Genomic DNA, 23,364 nt, shown 5'->3' on the forward strand with positions numbered 1-23,364 from the left:
TTTATTGGATTAATAATACTTTCTATGATTGATCCTTTTTTTGGAGTGTTACTCTTAATCCCTTTCGCTTTCCTTCAAGTTATTTCCTCTTTAATACTCAAAACAGATAATTCGATTAGCTTAAAAAGTCAAAAATTAGTATCAATTTATTTTTATTCAATATTTTTTTGGGTTGCTCTAATGATATTAACATCATTTTTTAATCTTGAATTTGCATATAATATCATAACATTTTTGCCGATTTTGATAGCTGTTTATTTTATGATAATTACTTACTTAATTTATAAAGAAAACTGTAATGAGCGATAAAAATAAATATAAAATAGTAGTTATTTTCATTTCATTAATTTGGTTCGTAAACGGGTTTATTTGTAAAATTTTAAACTTAGTTCCAAGACATCAGGAAATTGTAGCAAGAATTTTAGATGAAGAATATGCAAGAGAAATCACTTTTACAATCGGAGTTTTAGAAATTATAATGGTTATTTGGATTTTGAGTAATTATAAATCAAAACTAAGTGCACTTTTACAAATAGCAATAATTGTATCAATGAATATAATCGAGCTTATTTTCGTAAAAGATCTACTACTATTTGGAAACTTAAATATTGTATTTGCCAGTTTATTTTGTGGTGTAATTTATTACAGTGATTTCATTTTAAAACAAAAGCGTTATGTTTAAATCACTAAAAAACCATCCTTTTGCTGTGGAAGCTTATTTTGACAGTTCTACAGTTTTTACGTTTGCTGTTCCAAAGGAACAATTAGAACACCTAATTCCTGAATGTTTAACATTAGATACTTTTCAAGATAAATGGGCTTTTATTGCAATTGCGATGGTGCAAACAAAAGATTTGAGAATTAAAGGATTTCCAAAGTTTACAGGAAATGATTTTTTCTTAATCGGCTATCGCGTTTTTGTGAGATACATAGATAAAAGAGGAAAAAGATTAAGAGGTTTATATATTCTGAAATCTGAAACTGATTCTCCTAAAATGACATTTAGAGGGAATATTTTTACTCATTATAACTATACAACCACAGACATAAACATCAATAAAGAAAATGAAAAATTAGAAATTTATTCTAACAAATCTAATTTTAAAATTAATGTAATTAATAATGATGATAAGGTTGCTCTGCCAACAAAATCGCCATTTTTAAATTGGAAAGAAGCAAGAAAATTTGCAGGACCTTTACCATTTACATTTACGTATAATGATAAAACAAAAGAGGTTTTAATTATTGAAGGTGTTCGAAAAAATTGGAAACCAAAACCTTTAAAAGTTGAAAATTATCATTTTGATTTTTTAGAAAAACTACAATTAGAGAATTGTGTTCTAGCAAACGCTTTTATTATTGAAAATGTTCCATATCAATGGGAAAAAGGAAGAAAAGAAGTATGGAAGTAAAAAGGAAAAAGTTTCAAGGAGTTTTAAATATTTTAAGTTTTAACAGACATTTTTATGTTATTGGTTTGCTTGTTTTATGTTTAATCCTGATTGTTTGTGCTTATTTTGAGATCTCAAAAATATTAATTTGGGTGATTTCAGGAGCATTTTTATATGGATTAGTAATGCCTTTAATAATTTCAGCTTACGTATATGATTTCTCTGGATATTATGATTTTAAATGGTTTAAAGATTTAAATATTGATGAGAAAGTTGCAACTCAAATTGTAAATATCAATGCTGGTTTTGATGAAACAAGTTTTACAATTAAAGATAAATTTCCAAATTCTAATTTACAGGTTTTTGATTTTTATAATGCTGATAAACATACAGAACCTGCAATTATTAGAGCGCGAAAAGTAACTAACGAATACCCAAATACAATACAAATAAACACTAAACATATTCCTTTAAATGATAATTCTGTAGATGTTCTTTTCTTACTTTCTGCAATTCACGAAATAAGAAAAGATGAAGAAAAAGTTCAGTTTTTAAAAGAATGTAAAAGAGTTTGTAAAGAAAATGGGAAAGTTATTGTTGTTGAGCATTTGAGAGATGTAGCAAATTTCTTCGCATTTTCTGTCGGATTTACACATTTTTTCTCCCAAAAAACTTGGTTAAAAGTTTTTAAACAAGCTGTTTTTAAAAATGTAATAGAGAAAAAATTCACACCTTTTATGTCAATTTTCACCATAGAAAAGTAATTAAATTATGTCTTTACAAATCCAAATTATAGGAGTTTTATTAATGTTACTAGCATTGATTCATATAGGTTTTCCAAAATATTTTAAATGGAAGTTAGAATTGAAATCATTGAGTTTAATCAATTCTCAAATGATGACGACACATACTTTTTTTATTGCTTTAACCGTTTTTTTAATGGGTTTACTGTGTGTAACTTCATCTACAGAATTAATTGAAACAACTTTAGGAAAGAAAATTTCTTTAGGTTTAGGGATTTTTTGGTTGATAAGATTGTTTTTTCAGATGTTTGTTTATTCTTCTTTATTATGGAAAGGTAAAAAGTTCGAAACAACAATGCACATTCTGTTCACCTTATTCTGGGTATATATGAGTAGTTTATTTCTAATAATTTATTTTAAATGAAAAATGTATTTATTCCTTTTCCTTTTTCAATGGCGAATTCAACCAATAGTTTTCCTCCAATTCTAAAGGTGTAAGGATCGATTTAAACAACGGTGCTTTTTTATTGATAAAGTTTTTTTGAAGAGGTATCTGTTTATGTTCAAATATTTCTTGCACAAAAAACTCTCTATATTGGTTCATTTTTATGCTTGCCCTTTCATCTATTTCAAAACCATTTACATCTTTAATGTTAGCAATATCAAACGTAAAGAAATTACTGTAATTAGCGTTTTTACGTTCTTCAGCGAAATTTATATTTTCAATTGATTTTTGATCAATAGTTATGGTAAATATGCTGTTACTACTGTCAAAAGCCTCTGCAGTTAAAACTTGTAATTTTTTACCTTTATAATAAATTTTAAAGTTTCTTTTTATTGGAAGTAAAGAATTTATAGCAACCTTTCTATTAAAATAAATTTTAAAGCTGTTCGAATTTGAATTGTATAACGCTTTATCAATCTTAAAATAATTACCATTTTTAGCTTCAAAAAAGTTGTTAAATGTAATGTAGTTCAAATACATTTTATCATTCTTTTCAGCATATTCTATAGTAACAGCATATTGAGGACTTTTATTTTTGATGTAATACAGATTGTAATTTAGTTTGTGAATTGCAAAATTATCTTTGGCAATATAAATAGTTCCTTTTGCTGCATAATCGAAACTAGTTCTTTCTTTTTTTGAGGTGAAAGAAATTTTATACAATATTGTACTATCTAAAAAAACGTCTTCCTGAATGCTGAAATAATGATTGTCAATGAAATTTTTATTGAGCGTATTTACAAATGAAAAAGACATTTTATCATAATTTCTGATGGCATTCGTAAGGTTTAAAATGTTTAACTCATTACCACCTAAAGGACTAATATAAACGCTTTCGGAAAATTTATTTTTCTTATTGTCATAGGGAATTGTTAAGGTAGAATCTTGAATAAAATTGGTATTTACCCTATATTCATACAATAAAGATTGATTTTTTTTACTTTTTAGTTTATGAGAATCAAAGCCAGAATCAAAAGATTCTATAATAGCTTCGTGCACATTTACGTATTCAATCGGTTTTGCTGATTTTATTAATTTCTGATACACATCATCAACAGGTTGTTGATAATCTCGATAATACCCTATGTAAGAATGTGGTTCATTAGGATAATTATTAGGAATATTATCAATGGCATTTCTAATAATTTCTCTTGCATATAAAGCTCTTCTCTTCTTTTTAGTACTTTTAATGACTACTTCATCTAAAGCGTTATTCGCAACTTCTAGATATATAACAGGACTATTTTTTTTAAGTAAGGATGATAATTTTATCTCTTTTGTAAGATAACCAATAGACGAAATTTTTATAGTTCCATTGGCTATATAAGAAGTAGGAATTTCAAAAAAGCCATTAAAATCGGCATGTGTTCCTCTGTTGATGTTTTTAAGCATTACAGTTGCATACACAACAGGTGTTTTCGAAACTTTATCAACAACTTGAAACCTTACTTTTGAGTTTGTTTCTTGGGCAGTTAAAGTTGGTATGCTAACAAAAATGAATACAATAAATAAAAGTGTCTTTTTCAAGGAAGCGTTAATTTATCTCAAAAATATTGAAATTATTTTGAAAATTATACTTTAAAGAGTTTATAATAAAAGACCTCACAGATTCTTGAAACCTGTGAGGTCTTAGTTAATACATTCGTATTATTTTATTTTTAGAAGTTTATCTTTAAGATGTCAATAAAAATCTGCATAAGTGATTCACAAAGAAGAGCTATGTTCTCTATGTTTCTATGTGGTCAGCAATTACAGCCAACAATTGCAATTTAATTTATAGCAAACTTCAAGATCCCGCAAAAAAGCGGGATAAGCGACCTCTAAAATTTTGCAAAGCAAAATTAAGAGTCTGCTTACATATTCCTCCTATACTGTCCACCAACTTTAAACAACGCTTCTGTAATTTGCCCTAAAGAACAAACTTTGGTTGCTTCCATTAATTTTTCAAATAAATTCTCATTTTGAACAGCAGCTTCCTGTAAAATCTCAATTTGCTCCACAACTTTATTAGGATTTGCTTTGTTCAATAATTCTTTTGTCTGAATCTGAAATTGCTTTTCTTCTTCAGATGCACGAATAACTTCTGCTGGCTGAACAGTTGGTGATCCTTTTGAACTTAAGAATGTATTTACGCCAATAATTGGGAATTCGCCATTATGTTTTAGTGTTTCATAATACATGCTTTCTTCCTGAATTTTAGAACGCTGATACATAGTTTCCATCGCTCCTAAAACACCACCTCTTTCTGTAATTCTATCAAACTCATCTAAAACAGCTTTTTCTACTAAATCTGTTAATTCTTCAATAATAAATGCACCTTGAATCGGGTTTTCATTTTTAGTTAATCCTAATTCTTTGTTGATAATCAACTGAATTGCCATTGCTCTTCTAACAGATTCTTCTGTTGGAGTAGTTATGGCTTCATCATATGCATTTGTGTGTAAAGAATTACAATTATCATTAATGGCATACAAAGCTTGCAACGTAGTTCTAATATCATTAAAATCGATTTCTTGCGCATGTAAAGAACGTCCAGAAGTCTGAATATGATACTTTAACATTTGCGCTCTAGAATTGGCTCCGTATTTATTTTTCATCGCTTTTGCCCAAATTTTACGAGCAACTCTACCAATTACAGAATATTCAGGATCAATTCCGTTTGAAAAGAAAAACGATAAGTTTGGACCAAATTTATTGATGTCCATTCCTCTTGATAAATAATACTCAACATACGTAAATCCGTTTGATAAAGTAAGTGCTAATTGTGTAATTGGGTTGGCACCAGCTTCTGCAATATGATATCCAGAAATAGAAACCGAATAAAAGTTTCTAACTTGTTTTTCAATGAAATATTCTTGCACATCTCCCATTAATCTTAACGCAAATTCTGTAGAAAAAATACAGGTATTTTGTGCTTGGTCTTCCTTTAAAATATCTGCTTGCACAGTTCCTCTAACTTGTGCCAAAGTAGTTTTTTTTAATTTCTGCATAAACATCAGCAGGTAAAACCAAATCTCCAGTTAAACCTAACAGCATTAAGCCTAAACCATTATTTCCTTCAGGTAATTTTCCTTGATAAACAGGTCTGTTTAAACCTTTTGATTCATAAATTTCGTTGAATTTAGCTTCAACATCTTTTTCAAGATTGTTTTCTTTGATGTATTTTTCACAATTTTGATCAATAGCTGCATTCATGAAAAAGCCTAACAACATGGGTGCTGGGCCATTAATTGTCATAGAAACTGAAGTCATATGATGACTTAAATCAAAACCAGAATATAATTTTTTAGCATCATCTAAACAACAAATTGAAACACCTGCATTTCCAATTTTACCATAAATATCGGGTCTTTTACCAGGATCATTTCCATATAAAGTAACCGAATCAAAAGCAGTAGAAAGGCGTTTTGCGTCCATTCCTAAACTCACATAATGAAAACGTCTGTTGGTTCTTTCTGGGCCACCTTCACCCGCAAACATTCTTGTTGGGTCTTCACCTGTTCTTTTAAAAGGATACAAACCTGCTGTAAAAGGGAATTCTCCAGGAACATTTTCTTGCAAGTTCCAACGTAATAAATCTCCCCAAGCTTGGTATTTTGGTAACGCTATTTTAGGAATTTGTGAATGAGATAAAGATTCAGAATGTGTTTCTATGTTAATTTCTTTATCACGAACTTTAAAGGTGTATATTGGATCTTTATATTTCTGAACTTTTTCTGCCCAGTTTAAAATGATTTCCCAATTGTAAGGGTTAAAGTTCATTTTTACTTTTTCGAATTGCGCCAATAAAAGTTTTACAAAATCCTTTTCTTCATCTTTAGTTTGATGTAAAATAGCTTCTTCATCTAAACCAATTTTAATAATTTCTGCAGAAGCATTTATAATCGATTCTATCGTTTGATGAATTCCATATAATTTTTGAGCAACTAAAACTTGTTCATCAACTTTATCATCATAACTTCTATTACTTTCTGCAATTTCAGATAAATAACGAACTCTTGCTGGTGGAATTACAAAAATCTTTTCAGACATTTCTTTGGTAATTTCCATCGTAGATTTTAAATCTGCACCCGTTTTTTCAACTAATTTATCCATAATACTTTTATACAAAGTATTCATTCCTGGATCATTAAATTGAGAAGCAATTGTGCCATAAACAGGCATATCATCCATGTGAATATGCCACAAATTATTGTTACGCATATATTGCTTTTTCACATCTCTTACAGCATCTAAAGCACCTCTTTTATCAAATTTATTAATAGCAACTAAATCCGCAAAATCCAACATATCAATTTTTTCCAATTGAGTTGCTGCACCAAATTCTGGTGTCATTACATATAAAGAAGTATCAGAATGTTCTATAATTTCTGTATCAGATTGCCCAATTCCAGAAGTTTCTAAAATAATTAAATCGAATTCTGCTGCTTTTAAAACTTGCACAGCTTCATTTACATATTTTGATAATGCCAAATTAGATTGACGAGTTGCTAATGAACGCATATAAACACGATCATTATTAATAGCATTCATTCTAATTCTATCGCCTAAAAGTGCGCCACCCGTTTTTCTTTTAGAAGGATCAACAGAAATTAAACCAACTGTTTTTTCTGGAAAATCAATTAAAAAACGTCTCACTAATTCATCAACTAAAGAAGATTTTCCAGAACCACCAGTTCCAGTAATTCCTAAAACAGGACAAGAAGCCCCTTTTAATTTCCCCAAAGGGGAAAAAATCTTTGCGAAAGCCTCGTGATTATTTTCTGCGAGAGAAATTAATCTAGCAATTGTAGTAACTTCTTTATTTTTTAAGTTCTGTAAAACCTTTTCATCACCCAATTCTAACAACCAAGAAGCGTCCTCATTACAAACGATTCCAGTTGAGTGTTTCCCTCCTTTGGAGGGATTAAGGGAGGCTGTTTCAGAAGTTTGTACCAAATCATTTATCATTCCTTGTAAACCCATCGCTCTTCCATCATCTGGAGCATAAATTCTGGTAATTCCATATTCCATTAATTCCTTAATTTCTTCAGGAAGAATTACACCTCCACCACCACCAAATATTTTGATGTGGCCTGCACCTCTTTCCTTCAATAAATCGAACATGTATTTGAAATATTCCATGTGTCCACCTTGATAAGAAGTAATTGCAATGGCATTTACATCTTCTTGAATGGCACAATTCACTACTTCTTCTACAGATCTGTCATGTCCTAAATGAATCACTTCAACTCCTGTAGATTGTATAATTCTACGCATAATATTTATGGCAGCATCATGCCCATCAAAAAGAGCTGCAGCAGTTACGATTCTTACTTTATATTTCGGTTTATAAGGTGCACTTTGTTCCATTCGTAATAAATGTTATATTTTAGAGTTGCAATTTACGATAATCTTAAAAATTATTAATGATGATTAACAAATTCTTAATAGTTATTTTAAAAAAAAGTGTTGATATTTTTATATCAGCTTCCTTTGAAGTTGTCATTCCTGTGAAAACAGGAATCTAAGAATTAAGATTTTCATCTCATCTATTTAAAAATAATTTCACCATTATTATTGGAAAATCTTTAATTATTCAGTTCTACATTAATACCATTCACATAATTTTTGATGATGTCAATTTCTTTAGCAAATTCGGCACCTTCAAAATCGTTGATGTCTTTATAGGTTATTTGCTGGTTATAATAGTTTAAATAAATTTTAGAAAGTGGGAGGTAAGACCAATGCCATTTTTCTTCATGATAACCAGTTCTTCCATTTTCTTTGGATGTATAAGGTTGATAAAAACCAAATTTAGAAGCATTTTTAAGCAACCAATTGTACTCTTTTAACCCTTTTCCAGAAGAAAAATAAGTGTTATTTAAATTATTTAAATCGATATCTGTTCCCCAATGATGTCTAGAAGATGAAGGCATAGAGCTATATTCTAAAATTTTTAAAGCTCTTTTTTCAGTTGGAGTATTTTTATATTTTTCGTTCCATTTGTAGTTCCAAATTCTCTTTTGATGTTCAAAATTACGGGTTCCAGATATAATAGTAAAGTGGATGTTTTCTTTTTTAGCTGCGATTTCCATTTGTAGAAAAGCATCTAAAACTTCTTTTCTAACATATATTTTTTTGTTTGATAAACCTTCTGGAACCAACATAAAATCATCGTTTTTAGCATAATCAAATTTTCCTAAAACATAATCTTTAGTCAAGTAATTTGGAAAGCTAGGAATTGTATCTTTTTTCTGAATTAAAATAGCCTCTTTAATTTCAGTATTTTTCTGTTGTTTTTTACAGTTTGCCAAACATCCAAAGAAAAAAAGAAGAAACGTAAATTTTATAGATAGTTTAAAAATGCCCAAGTTTTTCTAGTTTTTAAATAGTTTATATTATTTTCATTTTGATATGTTTCTCGCTCAAACCTTATGTTTACATAAGCACTGTGTTTGGTTTTATATTTTAGCAATTTTATGAACCATTCTAATCCATAAAAAAGATAAAAGAAGATGATAAACATTTCTTTCTGCTGTTGTAAGTGAATTTTTTCATCATGAATTAAAATTAAATCATGTTTTAAATTTTTATCAATCAAAGATATAAAAGGAAAAATCGTAATTCCATTAAAACCTTCTGGAACGATATACTTCGAAATAAAAATCATAGACAGATCAAAAATTAAATATCAATCGAAAATAGATATATTTGTAATGTTCTCAAAATAAAACGGGTGCTTTAAATATCATTTATACACAATACAAAATTAATGTGTTTTGGCATGTTTTTTGTTGTAAATTATGATGTTATAAATGATTTTTTAAATTATTTATCGACCAAATTCTATTAAAACAGATTCTTTTTAAAAACCTTTTAAAATTTTACTTTATGAAATACTCTAAATTAATAATTGTAGTTTTTGCATTGGTGTTATCTTCTTGCAATGCTATAAAAGTAACTACAGATTACGATACGCAAGCAGATTTTAGCAACTTAAAAACATTTGCATTTTACAAACCAGGAATTGACAAAGCAGATATATCTGATTTAGATAAAAAACGTGTTTTAAGAGCCATTGAAAGAGAACTTTTAGCGCAAGGTTTTACAAAATCTGAAAATCCTGCAATGTTGGTTAGTTTTTTTACTAAATCTAGAGAACGTGTAAATGTAAATCAGAATTATAATGCTGGTTATGGTTGGAGATTTGGTTGGAACCCTTGGATGATGAATGGAATGAATAATAATGTAAACGTTTCTCAATTTACGGAAGGTACTTTATTTATCGATTTTATTGATAAAGAAAAAAAGGAATTAGTTTGGCAAGGAGTTGGAACTGGTGCTTTGAAAATGGATAATAGAGAAAAGAAAGAAGAAAGAATCAATCTTTTTGTAAAAGAAATTATTTCTAGATTCCCTCCAGAAAGTAATACCAGAAAGTAATAAATAATTACATATAAGTATAAAAGTAAAAACTCCGAAATGTAAATTTCGGAGTTTTTGTTTTAAAAGAAACTTTACTTAATGTTTAAAGTTCTTGTATTTTGGTCCCATTAATTTAGCTTTTTTAGAAGGTTCAATCGCTACTATTTTAGAATCTTCTTTTTTTTTTCCCAAATTTTATGGTTTTTAAATTGATAGCTTTTTAAGTTGCTCTTTGTGCTGTTTATAGTAATAACAGTGTTTTGCGAAGTATACTTGCTAACTTTAGCATTTTTAAATTCAAAACTTTTTAAATCATCCTTTTTTTGAGCAAATGAAGAGGAAGCTATAAATATAAATCCTAATACTAATAATATGTTTTTCATCATAAATGTATTTTAAGTTTAGCTGATTATCATTAATTAGCTACTCCAAAAATACAACTTGAAACAAGTTTTTGTGCTTATAAGAAATTCGGTATTTTGCATCCGTATTTATACGGATATAAGTTTAGAGGAGGTTATTCTCTGTGGCTTTTTTAATCAATGAAGCCGTATTTTTAACCTCTAATTTTTTAAGAATGTTTGCTCTGTGAGTTTCCACAGTTCTTGTGCTAATAAATAATTTAGAGGCAATATCTTTTGTGGTAAGTCCTTTGCCAATTAAAACTAAAATCTCAGATTCTTTATTAGATAGTTTTTTAATACTAGTATGCTGAGTAGACATAAAATTGATCATTTTCTCAGAAATAGCTTGATTAAAATATTTTTTTCCTTTCGCTACAATTCTTATAGCTTTTAATAATTCGAATTCGTCTGTGTTTTTTAATAAATAACTATATGCTCCATTTTTTGCACATTTTGCGATATAGTTTCCATCATCAAACATCGAAACCATGATTGGTTTTATGGGACTTTTAATTTTTGTTAATGCATCTAACACTTCAAAACCATCTACAAATGGCATTGTAATATCTAACAAAACAATATCTATTGCTGGTTTGTTTTCAATAAAATCTAAAAACTCTTTTCCATTAGATAGTTCTGCAACAATCTCAATATCATCTTGCTTTTTTAACAATTCAGAGAGTCCAACTCTAAAAAGTTCATGGTCGTCAGTGATTACAATTTTAATCATCATTTATAATTTTATGGGCATTTCAATTTCAAAAATTGTGGTTTCTGTAGATTCAATTTCTAAAGTGCCATCAAAAATTTCTACACGTTCTCTAATGTTTTTAATTCCAGAACCTAATGTTACTTCATGAATATTAAAGCCAATGCCATTATCAAAATAATACAAAGACAATACATTATCAAACTCCGTTAATGAAATTCTTATTTTAGTCGCTTTTGAATGTTTTATGGAATTATTTATGAGTTCCTGAACAATTCTAAAAATATTTATTTCCTGTTCTTTGGTAATTAAAGAACTTTCTTTTTTTGTTAAATCTTCGAAACGAATGGAAGCTTCAGAAGATTTTTGAATGTTTTCTACATAATTAATTAAAGTTGCACCAATACCAAATTTATCGATACTTGTAGGCATTAAAACGTTGGTCATTTGCCTAATTTCGTTAATGGTTGTATCAATCATTTCCTTTAAACTTTCTTTATGTTCGTTCGCTTCAACTCGGTTTTGAACGTACAATTTTATGGTGGTTAATAAAGGGCCAATACCATCATGTAATTCTCTGGCTAATCTTCTTCTTTCGTCTTCTAAATGTTTTACTAATAAGCGTTTATTTGAAATGTTTATCTTGTTTTCAGTAACTCTAAATTCCTCTAATTTATCGCGCATTTTTATTAGACTTCTACCCAATAAATCATGGTTGCTTTTTGGTTTGTAAGATGATGAAAGGTTCATTTTGCCTATATCAACAGAAAAATCTACAGCACCAACAATGGCAATCCTTAAATTTTCTAATGCTTTAAACATTGCTTTAATTTCAGTTGGACTTTTCTCTGAAACCAGTTTTTCATTATAATTTCCTTTTGCCATTACAAGAAGGCTTTTTTGTATTTTTTTTATAGGATTTGTAATGATTCGTGTTAAAAACAGCGAGATAATTACTGATAAAGTTAGGATGATTAGTGTTAAAAAAAGTAGTTTTAAACGCATTTCTTTTAAGGGAATCGTAACTTCATCTACATCAATTTCTGATAATAAAACCCAATGTAAATGGTCTATTTTCAAAGAACTATAGGCACTGTAAACATCTATTTTTCTGTAATCAGAAAAAATACCTTCTCCATCCTTATCTGTAATACCCTCTAAAACACCTATGGTTTTAGCTTCGATTGAATAAGGTGCTTTTTCTGGGAAAAATCGAGATTGAGAACGAAGTCTATAATCATGACCAACAATATAAGATTCTCCACTTTCTCCCATTCCTGTTCGTTCTAATAAGATTTCCTTAATTTTGTGATAAGGGATAACTTTTAATACTCTTTTGTTATCCTTAATTTTATGGAGGCCAATAGATGTTTTTTTTGTCGGGTGTAAATGGGTTAGGTCGTAAATACCTGCCTTTAAATATTTGTTATTTGGTAAGTTAATATTGCTGCTATCAACAAAAAAATCTTCAGATTCATTAAACGTTTTCCATTCTTTTTGAATAAGGTTTTCTATTTGAATTTTTTTAAGTGTTTTTATAGAGTTTAAATGATACAAAATACGTTCATCTAAAACCTTTGAAAATTCAAAATAAAAAATGAGAGAAAGCGCAATTACAACTAAGATTACTAAACTATTAATGATTAATAAAATTAATTTTTTTACGCTCATGGCATTAAGAATATTAAGTTTTCTTTACGGAGTTAAGGTATAAATAATTATTATAAATGCTTTTAGGATGTAAAAAAAATTAGAAACTTTATCTTAATTTTTGTTTAATTATTAAAACTAAAAAAAACTCCGAAAAATAAATTTCGGAGTTTTTAAATTGTATATATAATTTGTAAAGTTTAGCTAATGTTAGCCGATTTTACAGTTTTTATAATTCTACCTGCAATCTTGTAAGGATCTCCATTTGAAGCTGGTCTTCTATCTTCTAACCAACCTTTCCAACCTTTCTCAACAGCTATAATTGGTATTCTAATTGAAGCTCCTCTATCAGAAACACCCCAAGAAAAATCGTTAATAGATGCAGTTTCATGATCTCCTGTTAAACGTTGGTCATTAAACTCACCATAAACAGCAATATGTTCTTTTACAACTGGTCTAAATGCCTCACAAATTTTAGCAAAAACTTCTTTATCTCCACAAGTTCTTAAAATTTCGTTAGAGAAGTTTGCGTGCATACCAGAACCATTCCAATCCATATCTTTCCCTAATGGTTTTGGGTGATATTCTATATAGTAACCATATTGTTCTGTTAATCTATCTAGTAAATAACGAGCAATCCAAATTTCATCACCTGCTTTTTTAGCGCCTTTTGCAAACAATTGGAATTCCCATTGTCCAGAAGCAACTTCTTGATTAATTCCTTCAAAGTTTAAACCAGCATCAATACATAAATCTGCGTGCTTTTCCACTAAAAGTCTACCATGTGTATTTTTACCTCCAACAGAACAATAATACATTCCTTGTGGAGCTGGATAACCACCAATAGGGAAACCTAAAGGCAATTGAGTTTTTGTATCCATAATAAAATATTCTTGTTCAAAACCGAACCAGAACTCATTATCATCATCATCGATAGTAGCTCTTCCATTAGAAATGTGTGGAGTTCCATCAGCATTTAAAACTTCTGTCATTACTAAGTAGCCATTAATTCTTGTAGGATCTGGATATACTGCAACTGGTTTTAATAAACAGTCAGAAGCACCTCCAGAAGCTTGTTTTGTAGAAGATCCGTCAAAAGACCATAAACCTAATTCTTCAACAGTTCCTTTAAAGTTTTTGTGCTCTTCAACTTTGGTTTTACTTCTCATATTTTGAGTTGGAAAATATCCATCTAACCAAATGTATTCTAATTTAATTTTTGCCATAGTAATTGATAATTATGTGATGTTAATACTGCAAAAATGAAATATTTTACTTACATATCAAAAAAAAGAGGGGTAAAATTTAGAGAATCAATTAAAAATAATTTTATCCCTAATTTTTATGGGGTATATTTGCAATAAGTTTAATTTTATCCTTTAATAATCATATTATGTCAACAATTAGATTTTCGGCATTACAAGAAACTTTAAATAGAAAACCTGTAAAAATTGTAGAAACAGAGAGAAGGTCTGTTTTGTTTGGGCAAAACGTATTTAATAAATACGCGATGCAACAATATTTAACAAGAGCTGCATACGAAAGTGTTATGAATGCTATTGATAAAGGAACTAAAATAGATCGTAAAATTGCAGACCAAGTTGCAGTAAGCATGAAAGATTGGGCAATTTCTAAAGGAGCTACTCATTATACACACTGGTTTCAGCCACTTACAGGAGCAACAGCAGAAAAACACGATGCTTTTTTTGAGTCTATAAATGGCAGTTTGGCTATGGAAAAATTCGATGGAGAACAATTAGTGCAACAAGAACCAGATGCATCTAGTTTTCCAAATGGAGGCATTAGAAATACATTTGAAGCAAGAGGTTATACAGCTTGGGATCCTACATCACCAGCTTTTGTGTATGAAACAACTTTGTGTATTCCAACAATTTTTGTGGCTTATACAGGTGAAGCTTTAGATAATAAAACACCTTTATTAAGAGCTTTGCAAGCAATCGATTATCATGCAACAGCTGTTTGTAAATATTTTGATAAAAACGCAAGTAAAGTAAACGCAACTTTAGGTTGGGAGCAAGAATATTTTTTAATTGATGATGCTTTGGCAACGTCAAGACCCGATATTTTAATGACTGGCAGAACATTATTAGGTCATATTTCTGCAAAAGGGCAACAATTAGATGATCATTATTTTGGCAGTATTCCTGCTAGAGCTATGAGTTTTATGCAAGATTTAGAGCAAGAATGCATGTTATTAGGGATTCCTGTAAAAACCAGACATAATGAAGTTGCTCCAAATCAATTTGAATTAGCGCCTATTTTTGAAGAAGCAAATTTAGCTGTAGATCATAATGCGTTGTTAATGGATGTGATGCACAAAGTTTCTACTCGTCATCATTTTAAAGTACTTTTTCACGAAAAACCATTTGCAGAAATTAATGGTTCTGGGAAACATAATAATTGGTCTTTATCTACTGCAGATGGTACTAATTTATTAAGTCCAGGGAAAACACCTATGAAAAACTTACAATTCTTAACCTTTTTTATAAACACGATAAAAGCGGTTTACGAAAATGAAGAATTGTTAAGAGCTTCCATTGCATCTGCTAGTAACGATTATAGATTGGGCGCAAATGAAGCACCACCAGCTATTATTTCTGTATTTATAGGCACACAATTATCAGCAGTTTTAGATGAATTAGAAAACGTAACTAAAGGGAAATTATCACCAGAAGAAAAAACCGATTTAAAACTGAATATTATAGGTAAAATTCCAGAAATTTTATTAGATAATACAGATAGAAATAGAACGTCTGCCTTTGCTTTTACTGGGAATAAGTTCGAATTTAGAGCTGTAGGTTCTAAAGCAAATTGTGCAATTCCAATGACGGTTTTAAACACCATTGTTGCCAAACAATTAAAGGAATTTAAAGTTGAGGTAGATACGCTAGTCGATACTAAAAATCTTAAAAAAGACGAAGCTATTTTTAATATTTTAAGAGAATATATTAAGGCTTCTAAAAAAATTCGTTTTGAAGGCGATGGTTATGGAGAAGCTTGGGAAAAAGAAGCTAAAAAAAGAGGTTTAAGCAATAACAAAACCACACCAGAAGCTTTACAAGTTAAAGTTGCTAAAAAAACAATTCATCTTTTCGAAGAAATGGAAGTGATGAATAGAGTAGAGTTAGAGGCGCGTTATGAAATTGATTTAGAGGAATATACAAAGCGTTTGCAAATTGAAAGTAGGGTTTTAGGTGATATTGCAAGAAATCATATTGTGCCAACAGCTATCAATTATCAAAACACGTTATTAGAAAATACCAAGAATTTAAAAGAGGTGTTTGGAGACGATTTTAAGAACATTGCAAAAGAGCAAATCGAGTTAATTATGATTATTTCTAACCACATCACAGAAATTAATTCACTAACCTTAAAAATGATTGACGAGCGCAGAAAAGCAAACAAATTAGAAGGTTTAAAATCTGCAGAAGCTTACAATAAAAAGGTAAAACCATTCTTTGAAGAAATCCGTTATCACTGTGATAAATTAGAAACCATGGTCGATGATAATTTATGGCCATTAACAAAATATAGAGAACTGTTATTTACAAGATAATATTTTTTATTTGGGCGTTTTAACAGGCTTTCCACTATATCTTTTTATGCTGAATTTATTTCAGCATCTGTCTATTTTAAGCACTAATTTTATTAATTTTAACAGATACTGAATCTAGTTCAGCATAAAAAGGATGTCGTTTCAATCCTTAACGCATATCGCAAATTCAAAAGGAAAGTTGTAAAAATAAGCGAATAGATATTACTAAACCTCAAAGGTTTTCAAAACCCGTGAGGTTTTTATTTCATCAAACTTAATTAAAAAAAAATCACCCTTTTTTACCAAAATTTAGGCTATGTTATCTATGTCCCTATATGGTCAATACTAAAAAAAAACCACTAATTTTTACGATAATTTAAGGTACGTTTTTAGTTGTTCCCTTTCTTAAAAATATTTTCACTTTATTTTCTACTGTTTTTTTAATCAAAAGCCTAAATTTGCCAAACAACACAACAACATGAGTCAAGAAGTTTCAAAACGTTACGCACAAAGAGGAGTATCAGCATCTAAAGAAGATGTACACAATGCAATTAAGAATATCGATAAAGGATTATTCCCTAAAGCATTCTGTAAAATTGTACCAGATTATTTAACAAATGATGAAGATTATTGTTTAATAATGCACGCAGATGGAGCAGGAACAAAATCTTCTTTGGCTTATATGTATTGGAAAGAAACTGGCGATATTTCTGTATGGAAAGGCATTGCTCAAGATGCTTTAATTATGAATATCGACGATTTATTGTGTGTTGGTGCCACCAATAATATTATGTTGTCCTCTACAATTGGAAGAAATAAAAGTAAAATTCCTGGTGAAGTTTTATCAGCAATTATCAACGGAACAGAAGAACTGATTGAAGACTTAAAAGGTTTTGGAGTTACTATTCATTCAACAGGAGGAGAAACTGCAGATGTTGGAGATTTGGTAAGAACCATTATTGTAGACTCTACAGTAACTGCAAGAATGAAACGTTCTGAAGTTATTGATAACGCAAATATAAAAGCTGGAGATGTAATTGTTGGTTTAGAATCTTTTGGACAAGCAAGTTATGAAACTGAATATAATGGAGGTATGGGTTCTAATGGATTAACGTCTGCAAGACACGATGTTTTTCATAAGTATTTAGCCGAAAAATATCCAGAAAGTTTTGATGCTGCTGTTCCAGAAGAATTAGTGTATTCAGGAAATACAAAATTAACAGATGAGGTAGCAAATTCGCCTATTGATGCTGGTAAATTGGTTTTATCGCCAACAAGAACCTATGCACCAATTATCAAAGAAATTTTATCGAAATTCAATGCAGAGAATGTGCATGGAATGATTCATTGTTCTGGAGGTGCACAAACTAAAATTTTACACTTTGTAGACAATTTGCATATTGTAAAAGACAATATGTTTCCAATTCCACCATTATTTAAATTGATTCAAGAACAATCAAAAACAGATTGGAAAGAAATGTATCAAGTTTTTAATTGTGGACACAGAATGGAACTCTACGTTTCTCAAGAAATTGCAGCAGACATTATTGCAATCTCTAAATCTTTTAAGGTGGATGCTAAAATTGTGGGTAGAGTAGAAACTTCAGAAACTAAAAAATTAACGATTAAAAGTGAATTTGGAACCTTTGAGTATTCGTAGATTGCTGTTTATGAATAAAAAATTTAGTTATAATTTATTTTAAGAAAAGATTTTATTTTATAAATCAACTTGGAGTAAAGTGTCATTAATTTTTTGAAATGAAGTTCAATATTGTATTTCGAAAATTGGATTCAGTTTTTCAATTTCATCACTATTGAAAAAGTTTGAATTATAATTATGAAAAATTCTTAATTTCTATTTGTTATATTCGGATGTTGGCTACAGTTTTTTTATTTCTCCATTTACTAAATCTTCAAGTTCGTAAGCACACTGTAAAATCTTATCAATATTCTCAATGTTTAAATTCAAATCATCATTTAACTGTCTATTTATTATGTGTTTTTGGATTAAGTAAGGTAATTTATCAAGTTCATTCCGAATATTTAAACTTATATTCAAGGAATTAAGGGTTATACGAATTAAATCGTTAGCTTTTAATTCAAGACTTTTAGATATTTCATCTATTCTAATTAATGATAATTTTTGGAAATTGATTTTACTTTCTATAAACTTATCAATTTCGATTTGAGAATTTTCACTTTGTAATAGTTCAAACTTTTCAATAAATTTGATATGACTCGTTTTTAAATCAGATTCATTCTCAATATTTAATGATATTTCTTTTTGAAAAATGATTAAGTCTTTCAGGTATTTGTGATTATGAATTATTATTTCTGTTCTTATGTCTATTGTTTTATCTAACACATTATTTAATGCAATACTTAATTCCTCCTTTTTTTTATCTTTTTTTGAGTGTATTCTTTTTATAAAATATGAACTGATATTCCATATAAGGACAGAAACTGTTCCTATAAATGCATAGCTAATAATTTTTTCCAAATTCTTTGATTTTATTTCTCATTTTAATTACTGCCAACGTGTTTGTGTACTGAAAGTTGCGTTTAAAGTGAACTTCAATTTTCCGAAGGAAAATTGAAGTTTACAGAAATGCAACTAACTTTGATTAAGCTAAAAATAAGCAATTTTTATTACACGTTGTTGTGCAACGTTTTTATTTTTTCAATTATTGGTTCAAGGAATTTATTAATATCATTTCTCCATAAATAATTTGGATGATATGTTCTAAATGCTGGTGCTAAATTTGAAAGTTCCATTTCGCAAAGTTGTCTTTCCGAAAAACCATTTATCGATTTTCTTCCTAATTTTTTAAATGATTTTTTAATATGCCCATCATAATTTGGTCCAGAAAAAAACACTAATAAATCAGGTTTAAGTATTTCAATTTCTTTCTGAATTACATTGAAGTGTTCAAATTGTATTTCTTGAATACTTGCAAATGGTGCACCTTTTCCACATTTACCAACTTTTATAACATTATTCCAAACTAAACCCACTTTTCCATCTATTTCTTGTTCAGCCAATTCAACGAATCTGCTTATTCCATTCCAAAATTGTCCACCATAAGAATAACAGTCATTACTTAAAAAAAAATCTTCATAGAGATTAAATATCGGTTCTACTTTTCCGTGAAATTCACCTTTATTTTCTTCAGAATACCAATAATTTGTTTCTTGTCCGAAAATCATAATTTTGAAATCTGCATTTGCATATTTTTCATCGATTTTTAGTAATAATGGATTCGTAGCTTTATCTGAATGTTCTAAAGATTTATTTTTTTCAGTAAGTAAATCTGCAAGTTTAGAATATTTATTTTTATATAATTCAAGCAAACTTAGATTCGTTTTTTGGATGTTCATTTTTCAGTGTAATTTTTTTTAATGTTGCACAATTCGTCATATAACAACTTTTATCAAACATATCCCATAAAACAAACGTGATATGATAATTTTTATATTACTGTTGTTCCGTAAATATAATTTATTTAATTCAATAATTTAAATCTCAACAATCTAACTTATTGTATTTCAAATAACTTAAAAACCAAACAAAAAAAAGCCACTAAAAAATTAGTGGCTTTCTATAGTTAAAATATTTTGTAAAATTACTGTACTTCAATAACTCCACAAGCAACTCTTGCTCCAGCTGCTCCAGAAGGTTGAGATTTAAAATCATCTACTCCTGCATGTACAATAATTCCTTTGCCAACAATGTTTTTAGTTTCATCATCGCCATTTATAGCCCAGAAATCGCTTTCTTTTTCTATGGTTGCAACACCATTTTCATCTGCTTCTAAGTTTCCAATATCTCCACTATGGAAATCTCCTTCTTTCCATTTTCCATGATCATGTCCTGATGGATTCCAGTGTCCTCCAGCAGAGGTTCCATCATCAGAAGAGCAATCTCCATTTTCGTGAATATGAATGGCTTGCGTTCCTCCAGGTGTTAAACCTTTAATGGTTGCTTTCAACATTACTTTTCCATTACTTTCTGTAAAAGTTAAGGTTCCAGTAACATTACTTCCGCTTTTTGGAGATAAATTAGCGACTGCTGTTTTGTCTGCATTTTCTGTACAAGAGAATAATGCTAAACAGCAAACTAAGATTCCTGTTTTTAAAGTATTCAGTTTTAAATTTTTCATATGTAATCTCTAATTTTAGTTAATAATTATTTTCTGTTTGGATACCAGTTCCATTGAACTACTTCAATATCCGTATTTTTTTCGTTTACAATTGTTTTAAACTTTTCAACATCACTTAAACCTTCAGTTCCTCTGTAATGATAAGGATATACTTTTGTTGGTTTAAAAGCTAAAACACCATCAGCAGCACTTTCTACAGTCATTGTATAAGGTAAGTTCATACACACAAAAGCTTTGTCGATATTTTTTAAATTGCGCATTTCAGGAATGTCTTCTGTATCTCCAGAAAAGTAAATTCGTTCATTATCAATCGTTAAAACATAACCATTTCCTCTTCCTTTAGGATGAAACTTTAAAGCTTCTTCTCTTAAATTATACATGGGTATTGCTTCAACTTTAAAATTGTCGAAACTTTTTTCTTCATTATTATTGATGACAATTATTTCTTTTACTTTTAAATCACTTAGTTGTTTTGCAACAGCTTCTGGAGCAATAATAGTAGTGTTTTCTAGATCTAACCCTGCTAGAGTTTCTTTGTCCATATGATCTCCATGAATGTCTGTAATTAAAACATAATGGGCATTTTCAAAATCATTAAAAGCCTCTGAACCACCAGTTGGATCTAAATACATCATAGTATCATCGAACTCAATCACTGCAGTTGCATGACTTATTGGTGTTATTTTAGTGCTAGAAATTGCTATTGACTCTTCAATAGGAGTCGTTTCTTTATCAGCAGTTTTTTTTACATCATTTTTACAAGCAAAAAAAATAGTTGCAAAAAGAGTTCCTAAGATAAGTTGTTTTTTCATTTTTAGAATTTTGTTTAACTCAAAGATAAGAATAATGAAAAAAAATCTTGGTATCATTTCTTTAAATTCTTTTATCTTCGTTTTTTAAAAAATTGATAATGAGTAGAAAAATTAAAGATTATCTGGTAATTGGTTTGAAAGGAATGGCAATGGGTGCTGCAGATGTAGTTCCAGGAGTTTCTGGAGGTACCATTGCTTTTATATCTGGTATTTACGAAGAATTATTAGGTTCTATTAGCAACGTAAATCTAGGGTTGTTTAAAACGTTGAAAAAAGATGGATTTAAAGCGGCTTGGAAACAATTAAATGGTAATTTTCTATTAGCCTTATTTATCGGTATTTTTATTAGTATTGTTTCTTTAGCAAAAGCCATTAAATATCTATTAGAAAATGAGCCTATTTTATTATGGTCTTTCTTTTTTGGTTTGGTATTGGCGAGTATTATTTATATCGCAAAGCAAATTACAAAATGGAATTTTATATCCATAATCATCTTGGTTTTAGGTGCATTTTTAGCGTATTATATTACTACTTTAAATCCGTTAGTTTCTGAAAGTTCATCTTCCTTATATATTTTATTTGCAGGTGCTATTGCAATTTGTGCAATGATTTTACCAGGAATTTCAGGTTCTTTTATTTTGGTTTTATTAGGTGCTTACAAACCAATTTTAGATGCTGTTACCAATAGAGATTTTAAAACGATTATCATTTTTATGACAGGTGCAGTTGTTGGTTTATTAGCATTTTCTAAAGTTTTAAAATGGTTGTTTGTCAATTATAAAAACTACACATTAGCAGTTTTAACTGGTTTTATAATCGGTTCTTTAAACAAAATTTGGCCTTGGAAAGAAACCTTAACTTGGCGAACAAATTCTCATGGACTCAAAGTACCTTTTAATCAACAAAGCGTTTCTCCTTTATCTTTTGAGGGCGATTCTCAATTAATGCCAGCCATTATTTTGGCAATTGTTGGTTTTGCGCTTATTTTATTGATGGAAAAATTAGCTGTTAAAAAACAGTAAATGCTACAAGAAAGAACTTTTCCGCAAAAAGTAATGTTGTTCTTTAAAGGGCTAGCAATGGGTGCTGCTAATAAAGTTCCTGGCGTTTCTGGAGGAACCGTTTCTTTTGTTTTAGGTTTTTATGAGGAGCTGATTTACTCTTTTCAAAAAGTGAATCTTAAAGCCTTAAAATTATTATTGGCAGGAGAGTTCAAGAAATTTTATCACTACACAAATGCGCAATTTATTTTCCTTGTAATGGGTGGAAGTATCTTCAGTTATTTTAGCGTTTCTTTACTATTAGATTATTTTTTGAAAAATTACGAACTCTATGTTTGGAGCTGGTTTTTTGGAATGATCATTGGCTCGATTTATTATATAGGGAAAGATTTTGGAGGTTGGACAAAAAGGAATTTTATTTCGTTAGTTGTTGGAGCAAGTATTGGTTTAGGAATTAGTTTTTTAACACCAGCAATTGAAAACGATAATCTTTGGTTTGTGTTTATTTGTGGAATTATTGGTGTTACAGGAATGACATTGCCTGGACTTTCTGGTTCTTTTATTTTAATATTATTGGGCAATTATGTGTTGCTGTTGGTAGATTCTGTAAATGTTTTGTTAAATGTAATGACCAATCTACTTACTGGTAATTTTGATGTTTTATCAGATCCTATAAAAGTGAGATATTTAAAAATAATCGCTGTATTTACAAGTGGTTCTGCATTTGGTTTAGTGACTATTTCTCATCTTTTAGGCTATGTTTTAAAACATTATCATAAAATTGTAAATGCTGTTATTATTGGTTTTATAACAGGTTCTTTAGGCATTGTTTGGCCTTGGAAAAAAACAATATATGTAACTGATAATGGTGTAATTTCTTTAGATTCAAAAGGAAATAAAATAGTAGAAAATTACGAACGTTTTATACCAGAAATTTTAAATTTAGAAACAGTGTTAGCGCTATTCTTTATATTTTTGGGAATCGGATTAATATTAGCAATCGATTATTATGATAGGAGAAGAAAA

At 29.2% G+C, this 23,364-nt stretch carries 20 protein-coding genes and 1 pseudogene; 9 read left to right on the top strand and 12 right to left on the bottom strand.

All coding sequences use genetic code 11. The annotated features are described in order from the left end of the window. Positions 1–298 precede the first annotated feature (298 nt). Genes LPB03_RS15625 through LPB03_RS15640 form a run of 4 tightly spaced genes read left to right on the top strand, consistent with a single transcriptional unit; the run spans position 299 to position 2,558 of the window. Positions 299–682 carry a DoxX-like family protein gene (locus tag LPB03_RS15625; RefSeq protein WP_065320208.1) on the top strand — a complete coding sequence of 128 codons (384 nt, stop codon included), beginning with the start codon at positions 299–301 and terminating at the stop codon, positions 680–682. After that, the gene (locus LPB03_RS15630) at positions 675–1,412 is read left to right on the top strand and encodes a DUF2071 domain-containing protein (protein ID WP_065320207.1); all 738 of its coding nucleotides are present in this window, start codon (positions 675–677) and stop codon (positions 1,410–1,412) included. The genes LPB03_RS15625 and LPB03_RS15630 overlap by 8 nt, the downstream gene beginning before the upstream one ends. Next, the gene (locus tag LPB03_RS15635) at positions 1,379–2,155 is read left to right on the top strand and encodes a class I SAM-dependent methyltransferase (RefSeq protein ID WP_231953113.1); all 777 of its coding nucleotides are present in this window, start codon (positions 1,379–1,381) and stop codon (positions 2,153–2,155) included. Before LPB03_RS15630 ends, LPB03_RS15635 begins: the two co-directional genes overlap by 34 nt. A 7-nt stretch (positions 2,156–2,162) precedes the next feature. Further along, positions 2,163–2,558, top strand: a complete 396-nt coding sequence (locus LPB03_RS15640) for a hypothetical protein (protein WP_065320206.1) — start codon at positions 2,163–2,165, stop codon at positions 2,556–2,558. Positions 2,559–2,567: 9 nt separating this feature from the next. Here the strand turns inward: LPB03_RS15640 and LPB03_RS15645 are convergent, their stop codons facing one another. The 5 genes from LPB03_RS15645 to LPB03_RS15660 form a co-directional block, all read right to left on the bottom strand. Continuing rightward, entirely contained in the window at positions 2,568–4,166 is a 1,599-nt protein-coding gene (locus LPB03_RS15645; RefSeq protein ID WP_065320205.1) for a carboxypeptidase-like regulatory domain-containing protein, read from the bottom strand. A gap of 326 nt (positions 4,167–4,492) precedes the next feature. Continuing rightward, positions 4,493–5,629, bottom strand: a complete 1,137-nt coding sequence (locus LPB03_RS17010; RefSeq protein ID WP_437438319.1) for a methylmalonyl-CoA mutase family protein — start codon at positions 5,627–5,629, stop codon at positions 4,493–4,495. Beyond that, positions 5,592–7,991, bottom strand: coding sequence for a methylmalonyl-CoA mutase family protein (locus tag LPB03_RS15650; protein WP_437438320.1), 2,400 nt, complete (start codon positions 7,989–7,991; stop codon positions 5,592–5,594). Before LPB03_RS15650 ends, LPB03_RS17010 begins: the two co-directional genes overlap by 38 nt. A gap of 218 nt (positions 7,992–8,209) precedes the next feature. Then, the gene (locus LPB03_RS15655; RefSeq protein ID WP_231953114.1) at positions 8,210–8,992 is read right to left on the bottom strand and encodes a M15 family metallopeptidase; all 783 of its coding nucleotides are present in this window, start codon (positions 8,990–8,992) and stop codon (positions 8,210–8,212) included. Further along, positions 8,968–9,291, bottom strand: a complete 324-nt coding sequence (locus tag LPB03_RS15660) for a hypothetical protein (RefSeq protein WP_065320203.1) — start codon at positions 9,289–9,291, stop codon at positions 8,968–8,970. The genes LPB03_RS15655 and LPB03_RS15660 overlap by 25 nt, the downstream gene beginning before the upstream one ends. A gap of 221 nt (positions 9,292–9,512) precedes the next feature. On the opposite strand from LPB03_RS15660, the gene LPB03_RS15665 reads away from it, so the two are divergent. Beyond that, a complete protein-coding gene (locus LPB03_RS15665; protein WP_065320202.1) occupies positions 9,513–10,064 on the top strand; it encodes a DUF4136 domain-containing protein in 552 nt (183 codons plus the stop codon). A 489-nt stretch (positions 10,065–10,553) separates the two neighbouring features. On the opposite strand, the gene LPB03_RS15670 is transcribed toward LPB03_RS15665, so the two are convergent. The 3 genes from LPB03_RS15670 to LPB03_RS15680 form a co-directional block, all read right to left on the bottom strand. Then, entirely contained in the window at positions 10,554–11,180 is a 627-nt protein-coding gene (locus LPB03_RS15670; protein ID WP_083187354.1) for a response regulator transcription factor, read from the bottom strand. A gap of 3 nt (positions 11,181–11,183) precedes the next feature. Next, complete coding sequence (locus LPB03_RS15675) at positions 11,184–12,830, bottom strand: sensor histidine kinase (protein WP_065320199.1); 1,647 nt, start codon at positions 12,828–12,830, stop codon at positions 11,184–11,186. A gap of 179 nt (positions 12,831–13,009) precedes the next feature. Further along, positions 13,010–14,035, bottom strand: a complete 1,026-nt coding sequence (locus LPB03_RS15680; RefSeq protein ID WP_065320198.1) for a glutamine synthetase beta-grasp domain-containing protein — start codon at positions 14,033–14,035, stop codon at positions 13,010–13,012. A gap of 167 nt (positions 14,036–14,202) precedes the next feature. Between LPB03_RS15680 and LPB03_RS15685 the strand changes: the two genes are divergently transcribed. Then, positions 14,203–16,386, top strand: a complete 2,184-nt coding sequence (locus LPB03_RS15685) for a glutamine synthetase III family protein (RefSeq protein WP_065320197.1) — start codon at positions 14,203–14,205, stop codon at positions 16,384–16,386. A 457-nt stretch (positions 16,387–16,843) separates the two neighbouring features. Continuing rightward, the gene (locus LPB03_RS15690) at positions 16,844–18,025 is read left to right on the top strand and encodes an AIR synthase related protein (RefSeq protein ID WP_065320196.1); all 1,182 of its coding nucleotides are present in this window, start codon (positions 16,844–16,846) and stop codon (positions 18,023–18,025) included. A gap of 219 nt (positions 18,026–18,244) precedes the next feature. Here LPB03_RS15690 and LPB03_RS15695 read toward each other — a convergent pair whose 3' ends face one another. From LPB03_RS15695 to LPB03_RS15710, 4 genes are all read right to left on the bottom strand, one after another. Then, positions 18,245–18,865 carry a hypothetical protein gene (locus LPB03_RS15695; RefSeq protein WP_065320195.1) on the bottom strand — a complete coding sequence of 207 codons (621 nt, stop codon included), beginning with the start codon at positions 18,863–18,865 and terminating at the stop codon, positions 18,245–18,247. A gap of 149 nt (positions 18,866–19,014) precedes the next feature. After that, the gene (locus tag LPB03_RS15700; RefSeq protein ID WP_065320194.1) at positions 19,015–19,743 is read right to left on the bottom strand and encodes a uracil-DNA glycosylase family protein; all 729 of its coding nucleotides are present in this window, start codon (positions 19,741–19,743) and stop codon (positions 19,015–19,017) included. Positions 19,744–19,988: 245 nt separating this feature from the next. After that, positions 19,989–20,525 carry a superoxide dismutase family protein gene (locus LPB03_RS15705; protein ID WP_065320193.1) on the bottom strand — a complete coding sequence of 179 codons (537 nt, stop codon included), beginning with the start codon at positions 20,523–20,525 and terminating at the stop codon, positions 19,989–19,991. A gap of 26 nt (positions 20,526–20,551) precedes the next feature. After that, complete coding sequence (locus tag LPB03_RS15710) at positions 20,552–21,337, bottom strand: MBL fold metallo-hydrolase (RefSeq protein ID WP_065320192.1); 786 nt, start codon at positions 21,335–21,337, stop codon at positions 20,552–20,554. Positions 21,338–21,435: 98 nt separating this feature from the next. Between LPB03_RS15710 and LPB03_RS15715 the strand changes: the two genes are divergently transcribed. Beyond that, positions 21,436–22,359, top strand: a complete 924-nt coding sequence (locus tag LPB03_RS15715) for a polyprenyl-phosphate transporter (RefSeq protein ID WP_065320191.1) — start codon at positions 21,436–21,438, stop codon at positions 22,357–22,359. Beyond that, positions 22,360–23,364, top strand: a pseudogene (locus LPB03_RS16795) (DUF368 domain-containing protein); the annotation flags it as partial.

Source organism: Polaribacter vadi, assembly GCF_001761365.1.
GTDB lineage: Bacteria > Bacteroidota > Bacteroidia > Flavobacteriales > Flavobacteriaceae > Polaribacter > Polaribacter vadi.